Genomic DNA, 13,853 nt, shown 5'->3' on the forward strand with positions numbered 1-13,853 from the left:
CGTCAGGAGGCCTGACTATAAGGGCGCCACCGAAGCGCACGCGCCCTTCGTCTATCGGTTAGGACACCAGATTTTCATTCTGGGAAGAGGGGTTCGACTCCCCTAGGGCGTGCCACTTCGATCTCTCCCCGACATCTGAGAACCTGTGGATCGACAAGATCCAAGTCCTTGTTTGTCTTTATGTTACGGTCGCTCGGCAAGCCTGTGGATAAAAACGTCACACGGGCTACAAGACCTCTTGCGCTTGGGCCAAGTTCCGGCCATAAGGGCGCCACCGAAGCGCACGCGCCCTTCGTCTATCGGTTAGGACACCAGATTTTCATTCTGGGAAGAGGGGTTCGACTCCCCTAGGGCGTGCCACTTCGATCTCCCCGACATGAAGAGACTTTCAGCCGTTCAGGGCGCCTTGGCAGCATCCATGACGCGGAACTGCACGCGCCTGTTGCCCTGCCAGTGATCGGCGCTCAACGTACCCGCGACATGCACCTGGCTGCCACGGTTGTTCATCAGGAAATGGCCGAGATCGGTTTCGGCAGCGCGGAAGGCGATTCCCTCCAGTCGACTGCCATCCATGCCTTCGAGCGTGATCTTGATATGAGTCGTGCCAACGGGACGGGCATCCTTTAGCCGGTGGAGCGGTACGGCGAAGATCGGCTGCGGATGGCCCGAGCCATAGGGGCCGGCGGCTTCCAGCTGGTCGACCAGGGCAAGCGTCGCACCGGAGGCGCCAATCGCGCCGTCGATCTTCAGCGTCTGATTTGCCGCGAGCGCCAGGACCTGCGTGGAGGCCTGCTCCTCGAAGAAGCTGCGCAGCCGGCCGAGATTGGCGCGATCGACCGTCAGGCCCGCTGCCATGGCATGACCGCCGCCTTTGACGAGAAGCCCCTCGTCCACGGCTGCGCGCACCATGCGGCCCATGTCGAAGCCATTGATGGAACGGCCAGAGCCGGTACCCTTGCCGAGCGGATCGAAGGCAATTGCAAAGGCGGGGCGCTTGAACTTCTCCTTCAGCCGGGCCGCCAGCAGGCCGACAATGCCCGGATGCCAGTGCTCCTTGGCGGTCACGATAACAGAAGCTTTCTCGCCCGTGCCGTATTCCGCCATGGCCTCGGCTTCAGCCTCGGAAAGCATCACCGCCTCCATCGCCTGGCGCTCGCGGTTGAGCTCGTCGAGCTTGGCGGCGATCTGATCCGCCTCACTTGCATCGTCCAGCGTCAGCAGACGACTGCCGAGTGCTGCATCGCCGATACGGCCACCGGCATTGATTCTGGGGCCAAGAAGAAATCCGAAATGATAGGGTGTTACAGGACCGCCTATGCCGGCCACCCGCAGGAGGGCAGCAAGGCCAGCATTGTTCTGGTGGCGAGCTGCGATCAGCCCCTTCGTCACATAGGCGCGGTTCAGCCCCTTGAGCGGCACGACATCGCAAACGGTCGCCAGCGCCACGAGATCCAGCCAGGCGAGCAGGTCGAGCGAGCGTGCATGCGGATGCCCTACCTCCCTCAGAACCCGGAGTGTCGCCACGAGAACCATGAAGACAACGCCTGCCGCGCAGAGATGCCCCTGCCCCGACAGATCGTCTTCCCGGTTCGGATTGACCAAGGCGTGGCAGACCGGCATCTCGTGGCCCATCTGGTGGTGGTCGATGACGACGACATCGACGCCGCGGCGCTCCGCCGCCCCCAAAGCCTCGACGCTGGTCGAGCCACAGTCCACGGTAATGAGAAGATTGGCGCCCCGTTCGATCAGCTGATCGATGGCAGCAGCATTCGGGCCGTACCCCTCGAAGATGCGGTCGGGAATATAGATCTCGGCCTCGATGCCGAAATGGTGCAGGAAGCGAGCCATCAATGCCGAGGAGGCAGCGCCGTCCACATCGTAGTCTCCGAAGATCGCAACACGCTCCTTGCGGTCGATCGCCTCGACGATCCGACGGGCGGCGGCATCACAATCGGTGAGTTTCGACGGATCCGGCATCAGGTTGCGGATCGTCGGATCGAGGAAGGCCGGGGCCTCGTCCACGCCCACGCCGCGGCCTGCCAGAACGCGCGCAACGAGCTCGGGAATACCGTGGAGTTGGCTGATGGCCAGCGCTTTGTTCTGGCCTGCCTGGTCCGTGCGCGACATCCAGCGCTGACCGCTTGCTGAGTGTTCAACGCCAAGAAAGGCGCGGATGACGGGATCTACCGGTTCGGTCGACATTCTTGCTCTTTACGGGGCGCGACCAAGGTTTGGCTGCGCGACAGGGCCTGGGGCGGCGGAACCGCCCCTTCCCGTTCTATACCGATCGCAAAAAATCACCAGAGGCAGGAGGCCTCATTCAATCCGGTCTCAACCGGATCAGGACATCAACCAGGCAACCAGCGCGAAGGGAACGGCCATCACTGCCGCAAAGGCAAGGAGCGGCCCCCAGCCGGAATTCGTCTGCGCGGACCCCGAACCTTCGTGCTCAAACTGGCTTTGATATATGGCAGTTTCATCGCTGCGGTCGGGTGGCGCCGGGCCATCGCCCACGTCGTCCCAGCGCGCACTCCCCTCGCCCAGTGCCATCGACGAACTCCTCCCCAAGACCCCGATCGTGGGCGGAGACTACGCCCGCATTAGACTTTTGGCGAGAGAGGAAGTCTCGGCAGCGCCGAAATCATCAGATTAATGGGGTTTCATACCGTGCTGAACCGTCCGCAGGCCGCATCTGGCCCTCGAACGGCATCATTTGAACTCAAGTTTTCGGGCGCTCGATGCGAATCACCTGCGGCTCGCCGATCAGATAACCCTCGCCCTTGATCGCACCCACGGCCTTGCGGACCGCGCTTTCCATCGTCGCGTGGGTCACGAGGATGATCGTCTGGGGCCGATCCGGCGTCACCGGCTGCTTGGAATGCTGGACGATCGATTCGAGCGAAATGGCGTTCTCCGCCATCTTCGTCGCGATGCTTGCGAAGACGCCGGTGCGGTCCTGAACGGTGAGGCGGATGAAGTAGCCACCTTCATGGCTCTGCATCTCTGCCTGGCGATAGGGTTCGAGCAGATGGGCAGGACGACCAAGCACCGGCACTTCCTGCGCGCCGGGGCGGCTCTTGGCGATATCGGTGATGTCACCGAGCACGGCAGATGCCGTGGCCTCGCCGCCGGCGCCGGGGCCGACCATCAGCAGTTCGCCGAGAATGTCGGATTCGAGCGCCACAGCGTTGGTGACGCCGTCGACCTGGGCAATCACACTATCGAGCGGCACCATGGTCGGGTGGACGCGCTGCTCGATGCCGCTTTCGGTTTTCTGGGCGACGCCGAGGAGCTTGATGCGGTAGCCAAGATCGGCGGCCGCATGGATGTCCTCGATCGAGATGTTGGTGATGCCTTCGAGATAGATCTTGTCCGCCGAGATCTCGCAGCCGAAGGCGAGCGTCGTCAGGATCGACAGCTTGTGGGCCGTGTCGTTGCCTTCGATGTCGAAGCTCGGATCGGCTTCGGCATAACCGAGGCGCTGCGCCTCTTTCAGGCAATCGGCGAAGGACAGGCCCTCGCGTTCCATCCGGGTCAGGATGTAATTGCAGGTGCCGTTCATGATCCCGTAGATGCGGGAGAAATTGTTGCCGGTGAGCGATTCGCGCAGTGTCTTGATGACGGGAATGCCGCCGGCGACCGCTGCTTCGTAGTTCAGGAGGCGGCCCTTTTCCTCTGCCAACTTGGCAAGCTCGACGCCATGATGCGACAGGAGCGCCTTGTTCGCAGTCACCACATGCAAACCGCGTACAAGCGCTGCACGGACCGAGTCTTCGGCGGCCCCTTCAGAGCCACCGACGAGTTCGACGAAGACGTCGATATCGGCCTGCTTGGCCATCTCCACCGGATCAGCATACCAGGTGATGCCGTCCATCAGGATGCCGCGATCCTTGGAGGCATCGCGCGCCGAGACGGCCGCAACCGTGATCGGGCGACCACAGGCAACGGCGAGCGCATTGGCACGGGTCTGGAGGATACGGACGAGCGAGGCACCGACGGTGCCGAGACCCGCCACGCCGATTTTAAGGGCATTTGCCATGAGGCATTCCTGACGTCATCGAAAAGGAAGTGAGGCGGTCCTGATGGGACCGCCTGGGTATCAACGTGGGCTCAACGGTGTGCGTTGAGCGAAATCACGTTGTGAAGCGTGTCATCGGCTGATGACAGGAACTTCTTGATGTTACGGGCGGCCTGACGGATGCGGTGTTCGTTCTCGACGAGCGCGAGACGGACATATTCGTCGCCCATTTCTCCGAAGCCGATGCCCGGTGCCACGGCCACATCGGCCTTCTCGACGAGCAGCTTGGAGAATTCGAGGCTGCCGAGATGGCGGAACTTTTCCGGGATCTTCGCCCAGGCGAACATTGTGGCTGCCGGCGGCGGCACTTCGAAGCCGGCCTTGCCAAAGCTCTCGACCATGACGTCACGGCGGCGCTTGTAGACGCTTCGGACTTCAGCGATGTCGGAGCCGTCACCGTTCAGTGCGTGGGTCGCGGCCACCTGGATCGGCGTGAAGGCGCCGTAATCGAGATAGGACTTCACGCGGGTCAGTGCCGAGATCAGGCGTTCGTTGCCGACGGCAAAGCCCATGCGCCAGCCGGGCATGGAGAAGGTCTTCGACATCGAGGTGAACTCGACGGTGCAATCCATGGCGCCCGGCACTTCGAGAACGGATGGCGGCGGATTGCCGTCGAAATAGATTTCCGAATAGGCAAGGTCGGACAGCACGATGATGTCGTGCTTCTTCGCGAATGCGATGACGTCCTTGTAGAAGTCGAGGCTCGCGACGCGTGCCGTCGGGTTGGATGGATAGTTGATGATCAGCGCCAGCGGCTTCGGGATCGAGTGCTTCACGGCGCGCTCGAGCGGCGGGAAGAAGGTCTCGTCGGGCTCGATCGAGATCGAACGGATCACGCCGCCGGTCATCAGGAAGCCGAAGGCGTGGATCGGATAGGTCGGGTTCGGGCAAAGGATGACGTCGCCAGGCGCGGTGATCGCCTGCGCCATATTGGCGAAGCCTTCTTTCGAGCCGAGCGTCGCCACGACCTGCGTGTCGGGATTGAGCTTCACATTGAAACGACGAGCGTAGTAGGCGGCCTGGGCGCGGCGCAGGCCCGGAATTCCCTTGGAGGAAGAGTAACGATGGGTGCGCGGGTCCTGGACGACTTCGCACAGCTTGTCGACAATCGCCTGCGGGGTCGGAAGATCGGGATTGCCCATGCCGAGATCGATGATGTCGGCCCCACCGGCTCGCGCGCTCGCCTTCAAACGGTTGACCTGTTCGAAAACGTACGGCGGCAGGCGCCGGACTTTGTGAAACTCTTCCATCTTCAACCCCTGAAACCGCGCGGATCAGAAACCGCGGCAGGCGCGCTCGTTGTCCCAGTGACCACACGCTCCGCAACGAACCGCAAAACCGAATGCGCGTGATGATATCCCAATCAAAGCGCTCGCAGGAAATTTTGTCGCAAATCCGACGCAGGGCCTGAATCGCCGACGAAATTTTATGTCAAAAACGCCTCGGTTGCTTTGCGAAAAAAACGCCGCCAGCGCAAGCCTTAATTGGCGATCAGAGCCTGCGTTTCGGGGCCGTGCTGTGCTGCGAGCTTGCGCAGTTCAGCCAGTCTCGCCTGGTAGGCGGCTTCGCTGATGCTGCCGGATTGGCGGGCCGCACCCAGCGAGGTCAACTGTGCCTGCAGCGCGGTCGCCTCGTCATTGCTCAACTGGACATTCGCAGCGTTCAGCGAGCCGGCAAAATTCGGGTAACCGTCTGGATAGGTCGCCCGGGCCTGCGGCGCTTCCGGATTGTCCGGATCCTCGACGGTAACTTCGAGCGCCGTTGGTGCGGCTGCGACTTGCGTCGTGGTCGGTGCAGAAGACTGGCACGCGGTGCCGGCCATCAGTGCGACCAAGGCGACCACGAGCGCCTGCAGAGAATGACCCGAAAGATTGAACTTCTTGTGCACCATAGCCCCGACCGCCCGCATCTGCGCGGGAAACTGACATTCCTCAAGGGCGCAACCGTCGATCCTCATCGAAAGACTATGCGCCAATCGCTGGAACTTGTAGTCGTTTTCATGCAGGATAGGCAAACACAAAAGACGCCAGAACAATCCTGGGGAGGACGGCATGGACAGGACGCGCGAAGAGGCCGAAGCGAACGCCGCGTTCGATCCGAAGCTGATCGAACCCTACATCATAAAGGATCCGCAGGCTTTGACCGTCAACGCGGCCAAGGCGCTGGAAAACCTCGGCAAGGCCGCATCCGTCTGGCTCAAGCCCCGGGAAACCGGGGAGATCGCCGATCCCATGGCCGAGCCGGTTGCCGAAATGGTCAAGACTATGGGCAAGGTTGCGGAATACTGGATGTCCGACCCGAAGCGGACGCTCGAAGCGCAGACCCATCTGCTCAATGCCGTCTTCGGCGTCTGGAGCCGGTCGCTGGCGCGATTCGCCACACCGGACCAGGCATTCGCCGATCCCCTGCCCAAGGACAAGCGTTTCTCCGACGAAGACTGGGAGCGCAATCCCTTCTTTGATTTCCTGCGCCAGACCTATCTCGTGCTGTCGCAATGGGCGGAGAAGATGGTCAATGATGCCGGCGGGCTCGACGAGCACACGCGGCACAAGGCGAATTTCTACATGCGGCAGATCACGGCCGCACTCTCCCCCGCCAATTTCGTCGCCACCAACCCGCAGCTCTACCGCGAGACCGTGCAGAGCAGCGGCGCGAACCTCGTCAAGGGCATGCAGATGCTCGCCGAAGACATCGCGGCCGGTGACGGTGACCTGCGCATCCGCCAGACCGACACAAGCAAGTTCGCCGTCGGCGAGAACATGGCGATCACGCCGGGTAAGGTGATCGCTCAGAGCGACATCTGCGAGATCATCCAATACGAGGCGACGACCGAGACAGTGCTGAAGCGGCCTCTGCTGATCTGCCCGCCCTGGATCAACAAGTTCTACATCCTCGATCTCAACCCACAGAAAAGCTTCATCAAGTGGTGCGTTGACCAGGGCCACACCGTCTTCGTCATTTCCTGGGTCAATCCGGACGAACGCCATGCGGACAAGGGCTGGGAGGCCTATATCCGCGAAGGCGTGGATTTCGCCCTCGACACCGTGGAGAAGGCGACCGGGGAAAAAGAAGTCAACGCCATCGGCTACTGCGTCGGCGGCACGCTGCTTGCGGCAGCCCTTGCGCTGCATGCGCAGGAGAAGAACAAGCGGATCGCCAGCGCGACGCTGTTCACCACCCAGGTCGACTTCACGTATGCAGGAGACCTCAAGGTCTTCGTCGACGAAGGGCAACTTGCCAACCTTGAACAGCGCATGCTGGAGACGGGTTATCTCGATGGCTCGAAGATGGCTGCGGCTTTCAACATGCTGCGCGCTTCCGAGCTGATCTGGCCCTATTTCGTCAACAACTACCTGAAGGGCCAGGATCCGATGCCCTTCGACCTCCTCTACTGGAACTCCGATTCGACCCGGATGGCGGCGGCGAACCACTCCTTCTATCTGCGCAATTGCTACCTCAACAACACGCTGAGCCAGGGCAAGATGGAGCTCGCCGGCAAGCGGTTGTCGCTGAAGGACGTGAAAATCCCGATCTACAATCTGGCAACCAAGGAAGACCATATCGCGCCTGCGAAATCCGTCTTCGTCGGAAGCAGCCTTTTCGGGGGGCCGGTCGATTTCGTGGTCTCAGGTTCCGGCCATATTGCCGGCGTCGTCAATCCGCCGGACAAGCAGAAGTACCAGTATTGGACCAATGGCAAGGTCGCGGGAACTTACGAAGACTGGATGGCGAATGCCAAGGAGACATCCGGTTCGTGGTGGCCTCACTGGCAGATCTGGATCGAGAACCTTGCCGACGAACGCGTGCCAGCCCGTAAGCCGGGTGGCGATGCGCTCAACGCTATTGCCGACGCGCCCGGCCGAAATGTCATGGCAAGGGTCTAGAACCGATAAGGGGGCAATGCCCCCTCTCGGCTCGAATCCCTCACAGCGTCGGTACTGTACCGCCATCGATCACATAGTCCGCACCGTGAATCGATGCCGCGCGTTCGGATGACAGGAACGCCACGAGTTCGGCGACCTCCTCCGGCCAGGCAGGCCTGCCCAAGGGAATGCCGCCGAGCGCATCCATGATGCCCTGGCGGGCCTGATCCTCATCAATCCCGCCGCTTTCGGCCAGGCGTTGCACCATTCGATCGGCCGCAGACGTGCGAATCCAGCCCGGCGAAACAGTGTTGACGCGCACACCGGATGGACCAACCTCCTTCGACAGCGACTTGCTGTAGCTTGCAAGTGCCGCCTTCGCCGCCGCGTATGGGGTCGTTGAATCATGCAGCGGCAATCGATGCTGAATCGAGGCCACATGGATGACGACGCCCTGTCTGCGCTCCAGCATTTGAGGCACCAGCAGGCGATCGAGGCGAACGGCCGCCAGAAGATTGAGCGACAACTCCTGCTGCCAGAACTCTTCCGTCGCCGCTCTGAAGCCGCCGCCGGGGGTGGATGAGCCGCCGAGGGAATGGATGACAATGTCTATTCCACCGAGTTCAGACAGCGCATGCTCCGCCAACCGGGCGACACCGTCCTCCGTCGACAAGTCCGCCTTGACGAAGGTCACTCCCGTCACCGGTGCTTCCGGCAGGTTTCGGGCGGCTGTTGCGACCCGCGCCCCTGCCCCAGCGAAGCGTTTCACGATTGCCTCGCCTGCGCCCATCGTGCCACCGGTGACCACGACGCGTTTATCCGCAAATTCCGTGGGATCGACCCTGAAATGCACGCTCATGGCGCGATCTCCAGGCTGGAGATCAGACTGCGCTCGGTCGCGAAGCGGTAGCGCAGCGTGATCGGGCTGCCCGGAAAGTTCCCCGAGACCCTGGCCGTGGCAATGAAGGTGTCACCATCGGTCTCAACGTCGAGAAGTTCGGAACGGTCATCGTAGGCCGCGATGGTCTCCGTCATCCAGGCGCGGATTTCCTGCGGGCCGCGATGTATGCGGCTTTCGTCGTGGACCACGGCAGTCTCGGAAAATCCGGAAAGTGCTCGTGCGAGGTCGCGCGCATTTCGGCCTTCAAAATAGGCCTCGACAGGCCCGGTCATGGTGTTCGACATGGGATCAGATCTTTCGTTGTCCGTTGCGAAAGAGCGGCGCGCTTGCTCGAAAACGAAGATGGCGATACGCTTGAAAAATGACAAAAACCGACGAAAAAGTAAGGTACCCACTAAAAAGTAAGGATGCTTTCCTGACGCCCGCCGACGGGGCCCAAGGCGTGGAAAACGCTTTGCGAATCCTGGAAGGTCGCTGGAAGCTGGTGATCCTGTTTCATCTCTTCGGCGGCGCGGTGTTGCGCTTCTCGGAGCTGGAGCGAGCCATCCCGGGAATATCGCAGAAGATGTTGATCCAGCAGCTTCGCCAGATGGAGAGCGACGAGATTGTCCAGCGCATCGTTCATCATCAGGTGCCGCCCAAGGTGGAGTATTGCCTGACGGACTGGGGACAGGCGCTCTGCCCTGCTCTCGATGCGCTGCTGACCTGGGCGATCAACAAGCCCGATGACGATCCGGCTGGCTGAGCCCCTGCGAAAACTGCCATGATCTTTTCTCCGCCCCTCATCCCTGCCCGGCTCGTGCGTCGCTACAAGCGCTTCCTCTTCGATGCGCTGCTGGACGACGGAACTGAAATCACCGGGTTCTGCCCAAACACGGGCTCGATGCGCGGGCTGACGGAACCGGGATCGCGCATCTGGCTTTCCCAGCACCAAGCCGCAACGCGGAAATATGCTCACGCACTTGAACTCGTCGAGGCGGACGGCACCGTGGTCGGGGTGAATACGGCACTGCCCAACCGGCTCGCGGAGGAAGCCATTCTGGCCGGGCTCGTGCCGAAGCTTGCAGGCTTTTCCACTCTGAAGCGCGAGCAGCGTTACGGCCGCAACTCGCGCATCGACATCCTGCTCGACGATGAGACGAAGGGCAGCGTGCATGTCGAGGTCAAGAACGTGCATTTCATCCGAGAGGCGGGTCTCGCGGAGTTTCCCGACAGTGTCACGACCCGCGGTGCCAAGCATCTCGACGAAATGGGCGACCTGGTCGAGACTGGCCCGCGAGCGGCCATGCTTTTCGTCATCCAGCGCGCCGATTGCGACCGCCTGAGGATCTGCGCCGATCTCGACCCCGGTTATGGCCGTGCCTTTACCCGCGCCATCTCCCGCGGTGTCGAAGCCTATGCGGTACGCTGCCGGCTCGATCGCTTCAAAATCGTGCCCGAAAGCCTCATCCCGATAGACGAAGACGGTCTGCGTGCTTTATGAACGGGCAAAGCTCCTCGATTAGAATTTCATAGAGGTACCCCATGGTCACCTATATCGACGCGGCGACGGCGCCGCTCAAGAATACCGGCGCGATCCGTCTTTACGGCGCCGAGGACTTTGAAGGCATGCGCCGCGCCTGCCAGTTGACCGCACGCTGCCTCGACGCACTCGTGCCGATGGTGAAGCCCGGCGTGACGACGGCTGCCATCGACAAGTTTGTCTTCGAGTTCGGCGCCGATTACGGTGCCCTGCCCGCAACGCTCAATTATCGTGGCTACAAGTATTCGGTCTGCACTTCGATCAACCATGTCGTCTGTCACGGCATGCCGGACGACAAGCCGCTGCGCGACGGCGATATCGTCAATATCGACGTGACCTACCTGCTCGACGGCTGGCACGGCGATTCGAGCCGCATGTATCCGGTCGGCCAGATCAAACGGGCCGCCGAGCGGCTGATGGAAGTCACCTATGAGTGCCTGATGCGCGGCATCGCCGCAGTGCGCCCCGGCGCTCGCACGGGTGCCATCGGCGACGCGATCCAGACCTATGCCGAGGCTGAACGCTGCTCGGTGGTGCGCGACTTCTGCGGCCATGGGGTCGGGCGTCTCTTCCACGACAGCCCGAACATCCTGCATTACGGCAAGGCGAACGAGGGCCCGGAATTGCGCGAGGGTATGATCTTCACCATCGAGCCGATGATCAATCTCGGCAAGCCGCATGTGAAGGTACTCTCGGACGGCTGGACCGCCGTCACCCGCGACCGGTCGCTGACGGCGCAATACGAGCATACGGTCGGCGTGACCGCCAATGGCTGCGAGATCTTCACCCTGTCGCCTGCTGGCCTCGACCGTCCGGGCCTCGGCTGACAGACGCGCGTCAATCCGAGCTGCCGCAACTTGAACTTGCGCACGGCGGCAGTCGTGTCACTATATCCTCGCGGCGGATCGGCCGCTCGACCATGAGGGTCAGGATTGGGTGGCATGACGAGCAAGTTTCCGTTCCCAGGTGAATCCCTGCGCCATGAAAGCGCAGCCGCGCAACAGGTCAGCGACCTATTCGGCTCCGGTCGACAGCTGCCCCATGATGAAGCCGACGAGCGCAGCTTCTTCGCAGAGCAGCCAGCAAGAGAAAACACCATTGCCAAGGCCGCATCGACACGCGCCGCAATGCCGCCAGAGGCCCATTATCTGGGGCATAGGGAGCGATTGCGCAGCCGCTTTCGCGAGGGAGGCGAGACGGCACTTGCAGATTACGAGATCCTCGAACTGCTGCTCTTCCGGCTGATTCCGCGCCGCGACACTAAGCCGATCGCGAAAGCACTGCTTGCCCGTTTCCAGACACTCGCCGGCGTGCTCGGTGCGCCGCCCGCGCTGTTGCAGGAGGTGAAGGGCGTCGGCGAGACAGTGGCACTCGATCTGAAGCTGATCGCCAGTGTCGCACAGCGCATGCTGAAGAGCGAGCTTCGCGAAAAGCAGGTCCTGTCATCCTGGTCGTCCGTGATCGATTACTGTCACGCCGCCATGGCCTACGAGACGACAGAGCAGTTCCGCATTCTCTTCCTCGACAAGCGCAACGTGCTGATCGCAGACGAGATCCAGGGGCGCGGCACCGTCGATCACACGCCGGTCTATCCGCGCGAGGTGGTCAAACGGGCGCTCGAACTCTCGGCGACCGCCATTATCTTGGTCCACAACCATCCGAGTGGCGACCCGACACCGTCGCGGGCGGACATCGACATGACGCGGACCATCGTCGAAACCGCCAAGCCATTAGGCATCACCGTGCATGACCATATCATCATCGGCAAGGATGGTCATGCCAGCCTCAAGGGTTTGCGGCTGATCTGACGGCCAGCTCCTGCAGGCTCCCCCAGATCGTGGGTGCCTCAACTCTTTCGCCGCACCGGCATGATAACGAAACGGTGACGTTGCCCTGTCATACTGCTTCCGGATAATGTGCACTGCAGCATGGCGGCGGGCAAACAGAGGCATCTCATGAACCAGTATGATTTCGTCGTGATTGGCAGCGGACCAGCCGGACGCCGAGCGGCGATCCAGGCCGCGAAGCTGGAAAAGAAGGTTCTCGTCATCGAGAAGGGCACGCGCGTCGGCGGCGTCTCGGTTCATACCGGCACGATCCCTTCGAAGACATTGCGTGAGACGGCTCTCAATCTCACCGGCTGGCGCGAGCGCGGCTTCTACGGCCGCAGCTATCGTGTGAAGCAGGAAATCAACGCTGACGACCTGCGTCGCCGGCTGCTCATCACACTCGATCACGAGGTCGAGGTGCTCGAACACCAGTTTTCGCGCAACCGCGTGCAGCAGATGCGCGGCACGGCGCGATTCATCGACGCGCATACGATCGAGGTGACGAAGGACGATGGCGAAGTGCTGCAGGTGCAGGCCCAGTCCGTTCTGTTGGCCGTCGGCACCCGGCCGTTCAAGCCCTCGCATATCCCCTTCGACGGCGTTAGCATCATCGACAGCGACGAGATCCTTGAGATCAAGGAACTGCCGCGCTCGATGATCGTGATTGGTGCAGGTGTCATCGGCATCGAATATGCGACGATATTCTCGGCGCTCGATACGGTCGTGACCGTTGTCGAACCGCGCGACACCATGCTCGATTTCATCGACAAGGAAATCGTCGAAGACTTCACCTACCAGCTGCGCGACCGGAATATGAAGCTGATCTTCGGCCAGACAGTCGAGGGCGTTGAAAAGGTCGACGGCAAATGCCGCGTGACGCTGAAGAACGGTCGTGTACTGACCGCCGAGATGGTTCTTTTTGCTGCCGGTCGCGTTGGCGCAGTCGATTCGCTGAACCTTGCCGCCGCCGGTCTCGAAGCCGACAATCGCGGTCGGCTGAAGGTCAACCCCGAGACATTCCAGACCTCGGTTCCGAACATCTATGCCGCCGGCGATGTCGTCGGCTTCCCGTCGCTTGCGTCTACCTCGATGGAACAGGGCCGAATCGCCGCCCGCCATGCCGTCGGCGCACCGGCGCATGATCCGCCGCAATTCTTCCCCTATGGCATTTATGCGGTGCCGGAAATCTCGACCTGCGGCCTCACAGAAGAAGAGGTCATTCAGCGCGGCATTCCCTATGAAACCGGGATTGCGCATTTCCGTGAGACGTCGCGCGGCCATATCATGGGTCTCGACAGCGGCATGCTGAAGATGATCTTCTCGCTCAAAACCCGTCGCCTTCTCGGCGTGCACATCGTCGGCGAAGGCGCGACCGAACTCGTTCACATCGGCCAGGCGGTCCTCAACCTCAAAGGCACGGTGGAATATTTCGTCGAGAACACCTTCAACTATCCGACGCTGGCCGAAGCCTACAAGATCGCCGGCCTCGATGCCTGGAACCGCATGGGCGAGTTGAAGGTGGAGAAGATCGAACGACGCGCGGCGGAATAGAACCTAGCCAGCGATAAGTATCCATTTGCGGAAGGCACACTTGCAGCTTGCATGAGAACGGCTGACGCCGAGGCGCGACTCATGTCAGGATGGGTCTCTTTAAACCCTC

Annotated in this window: 13 protein-coding genes and 2 tRNA genes; 8 read left to right on the plus strand and 7 right to left on the minus strand. The window is 61.5% G+C overall.

Annotated features, from left to right (window positions below; genetic code table 11):
- Positions 1-40 precede the first annotated feature (40 nt).
- Together QWE_RS22545 and QWE_RS22550 are read left to right on the plus strand one after the other, a co-directional pair.
- Positions 41-115: transfer RNA gene (locus QWE_RS22545), tRNA-Glu, on the plus strand.
- Between the two features lie 170 nt (positions 116-285).
- Positions 286-360 (plus strand) — tRNA-Glu (locus QWE_RS22550).
- Positions 361-396: 36 nt separating this feature from the next.
- Here QWE_RS22550 and recJ read toward each other — a convergent pair.
- The 5 genes from recJ to QWE_RS22575 form a co-directional block, all read right to left on the minus strand.
- The gene (gene recJ, locus QWE_RS22555; protein ID WP_006728493.1) at positions 397-2,202 is read right to left on the minus strand and encodes a single-stranded-DNA-specific exonuclease RecJ; all 1,806 of its coding nucleotides are present in this window, start codon (positions 2,200-2,202) and stop codon (positions 397-399) included.
- Positions 2,203-2,340: 138 nt separating this feature from the next.
- The gene (locus QWE_RS22560; protein ID WP_006728494.1) at positions 2,341-2,550 is read right to left on the minus strand and encodes a hypothetical protein; all 210 of its coding nucleotides are present in this window, start codon (positions 2,548-2,550) and stop codon (positions 2,341-2,343) included.
- A 169-nt stretch (positions 2,551-2,719) separates the two neighbouring features.
- The gene (locus QWE_RS22565) at positions 2,720-4,039 is read right to left on the minus strand and encodes a homoserine dehydrogenase (protein ID WP_006728495.1); all 1,320 of its coding nucleotides are present in this window, start codon (positions 4,037-4,039) and stop codon (positions 2,720-2,722) included.
- Between the two features lie 71 nt (positions 4,040-4,110).
- Complete coding sequence (locus QWE_RS22570; RefSeq protein ID WP_006728496.1) at positions 4,111-5,328, minus strand: LL-diaminopimelate aminotransferase; 1,218 nt, start codon at positions 5,326-5,328, stop codon at positions 4,111-4,113.
- A 230-nt stretch (positions 5,329-5,558) separates the two neighbouring features.
- Positions 5,559-5,969, minus strand: coding sequence for an SHOCT domain-containing protein (locus tag QWE_RS22575; RefSeq protein ID WP_240532604.1), 411 nt, complete (start codon positions 5,967-5,969; stop codon positions 5,559-5,561).
- A gap of 160 nt (positions 5,970-6,129) precedes the next feature.
- Here QWE_RS22575 and phaC point away from each other — a divergent pair, with 160 nt between their 5' ends.
- On the plus strand, positions 6,130-7,962 hold the full coding sequence (gene phaC, locus QWE_RS22580) for a class I poly(R)-hydroxyalkanoic acid synthase (protein WP_006728498.1): 1,833 nt from the start codon (positions 6,130-6,132) through the stop codon (positions 7,960-7,962).
- Positions 7,963-8,002: 40 nt separating this feature from the next.
- On the opposite strand, the gene QWE_RS22585 is transcribed toward phaC, so the two are convergent.
- Together QWE_RS22585 and QWE_RS22590 are read right to left on the minus strand one after the other, a co-directional pair.
- Positions 8,003-8,800 carry an SDR family oxidoreductase gene (locus tag QWE_RS22585; protein WP_006728499.1) on the minus strand — a complete coding sequence of 266 codons (798 nt, stop codon included), beginning with the start codon at positions 8,798-8,800 and terminating at the stop codon, positions 8,003-8,005.
- A complete protein-coding gene (locus QWE_RS22590) occupies positions 8,797-9,126 on the minus strand; it encodes a nuclear transport factor 2 family protein (protein ID WP_040300884.1) in 330 nt (109 codons plus the stop codon). The genes QWE_RS22585 and QWE_RS22590 overlap by 4 nt, the downstream gene beginning before the upstream one ends.
- Positions 9,127-9,203: 77 nt before the next feature.
- Between QWE_RS22590 and QWE_RS22595 the strand changes: the two genes are divergently transcribed.
- The 5 genes from QWE_RS22595 to sthA all read left to right on the plus strand — a co-directional run bounded on the left by QWE_RS22595 (position 9,204) and on the right by sthA (position 13,744).
- Positions 9,204-9,587: a winged helix-turn-helix transcriptional regulator gene (locus tag QWE_RS22595; protein WP_085942955.1), complete on the plus strand. Its 384-nt coding sequence runs from the start codon at positions 9,204-9,206 to the stop codon at positions 9,585-9,587.
- 18 nt (positions 9,588-9,605) lie between these two features.
- Entirely contained in the window at positions 9,606-10,325 is a 720-nt protein-coding gene (gene sfsA / locus QWE_RS22600) for a DNA/RNA nuclease SfsA (RefSeq protein ID WP_006728502.1), read from the plus strand.
- A 41-nt stretch (positions 10,326-10,366) separates the two neighbouring features.
- Positions 10,367-11,191, plus strand: a complete 825-nt coding sequence (map, locus tag QWE_RS22605) for a type I methionyl aminopeptidase (RefSeq protein ID WP_006728503.1) — start codon at positions 10,367-10,369, stop codon at positions 11,189-11,191.
- A gap of 114 nt (positions 11,192-11,305) precedes the next feature.
- Positions 11,306-12,172 (plus strand): RadC family protein, encoded by an 867-nt coding sequence (gene radC, locus QWE_RS22610; protein WP_006728504.1) that lies wholly within the window; start codon positions 11,306-11,308, stop codon positions 12,170-12,172.
- A 147-nt stretch (positions 12,173-12,319) separates the two neighbouring features.
- The gene (gene sthA, locus QWE_RS22615; protein ID WP_006728505.1) at positions 12,320-13,744 is read left to right on the plus strand and encodes a Si-specific NAD(P)(+) transhydrogenase; all 1,425 of its coding nucleotides are present in this window, start codon (positions 12,320-12,322) and stop codon (positions 13,742-13,744) included.
- Positions 13,745-13,853 lie beyond the last annotated feature (109 nt).

This window comes from Agrobacterium albertimagni AOL15 (assembly GCF_000300855.1).
GTDB classification, from domain to species: Bacteria; Pseudomonadota; Alphaproteobacteria; order Rhizobiales; family Rhizobiaceae; genus Allorhizobium; species Allorhizobium albertimagni.

Bases quoted from the DNA above. Each gene is read 5' to 3' on its own strand.
- QWE_RS22560 (WP_006728494.1), bottom strand. From the start codon at position 2,550: ATGGCACTGGGCGAGGGGAGTGCGCGCTGGGACGACGTGGGCGATGGC.
- phaC (WP_006728498.1), top strand. From the start codon at position 6,130: ATGGACAGGACGCGCGAAGAGGCCGAAGCGAACGCCGCGTTCGATCCG.
- QWE_RS22595 (WP_085942955.1), top strand. From the start codon at position 9,204: ATGACAAAAACCGACGAAAAAGTAAGGTACCCACTAAAAAGTAAGGAT.
- QWE_RS22585 (WP_006728499.1), bottom strand. From the start codon at position 8,800: ATGAGCGTGCATTTCAGGGTCGATCCCACGGAATTTGCGGATAAACGC.
- sthA (WP_006728505.1), top strand. From the start codon at position 12,320: ATGAACCAGTATGATTTCGTCGTGATTGGCAGCGGACCAGCCGGACGC.
- map (WP_006728503.1), top strand. From the start codon at position 10,367: ATGGTCACCTATATCGACGCGGCGACGGCGCCGCTCAAGAATACCGGC.
- QWE_RS22570 (WP_006728496.1), bottom strand. From the start codon at position 5,328: ATGGAAGAGTTTCACAAAGTCCGGCGCCTGCCGCCGTACGTTTTCGAA.
- QWE_RS22565 (WP_006728495.1), bottom strand. From the start codon at position 4,039: ATGGCAAATGCCCTTAAAATCGGCGTGGCGGGTCTCGGCACCGTCGGT.
- QWE_RS22590 (WP_040300884.1), bottom strand. From the start codon at position 9,126: ATGTCGAACACCATGACCGGGCCTGTCGAGGCCTATTTTGAAGGCCGA.
- recJ (WP_006728493.1), bottom strand. From the start codon at position 2,202: ATGTCGACCGAACCGGTAGATCCCGTCATCCGCGCCTTTCTTGGCGTT.
- radC (WP_006728504.1), top strand. From the start codon at position 11,306: ATGACGAGCAAGTTTCCGTTCCCAGGTGAATCCCTGCGCCATGAAAGC.
- sfsA (WP_006728502.1), top strand. From the start codon at position 9,606: ATGATCTTTTCTCCGCCCCTCATCCCTGCCCGGCTCGTGCGTCGCTAC.
- QWE_RS22575 (WP_240532604.1), bottom strand. From the start codon at position 5,969: ATGGTGCACAAGAAGTTCAATCTTTCGGGTCATTCTCTGCAGGCGCTC.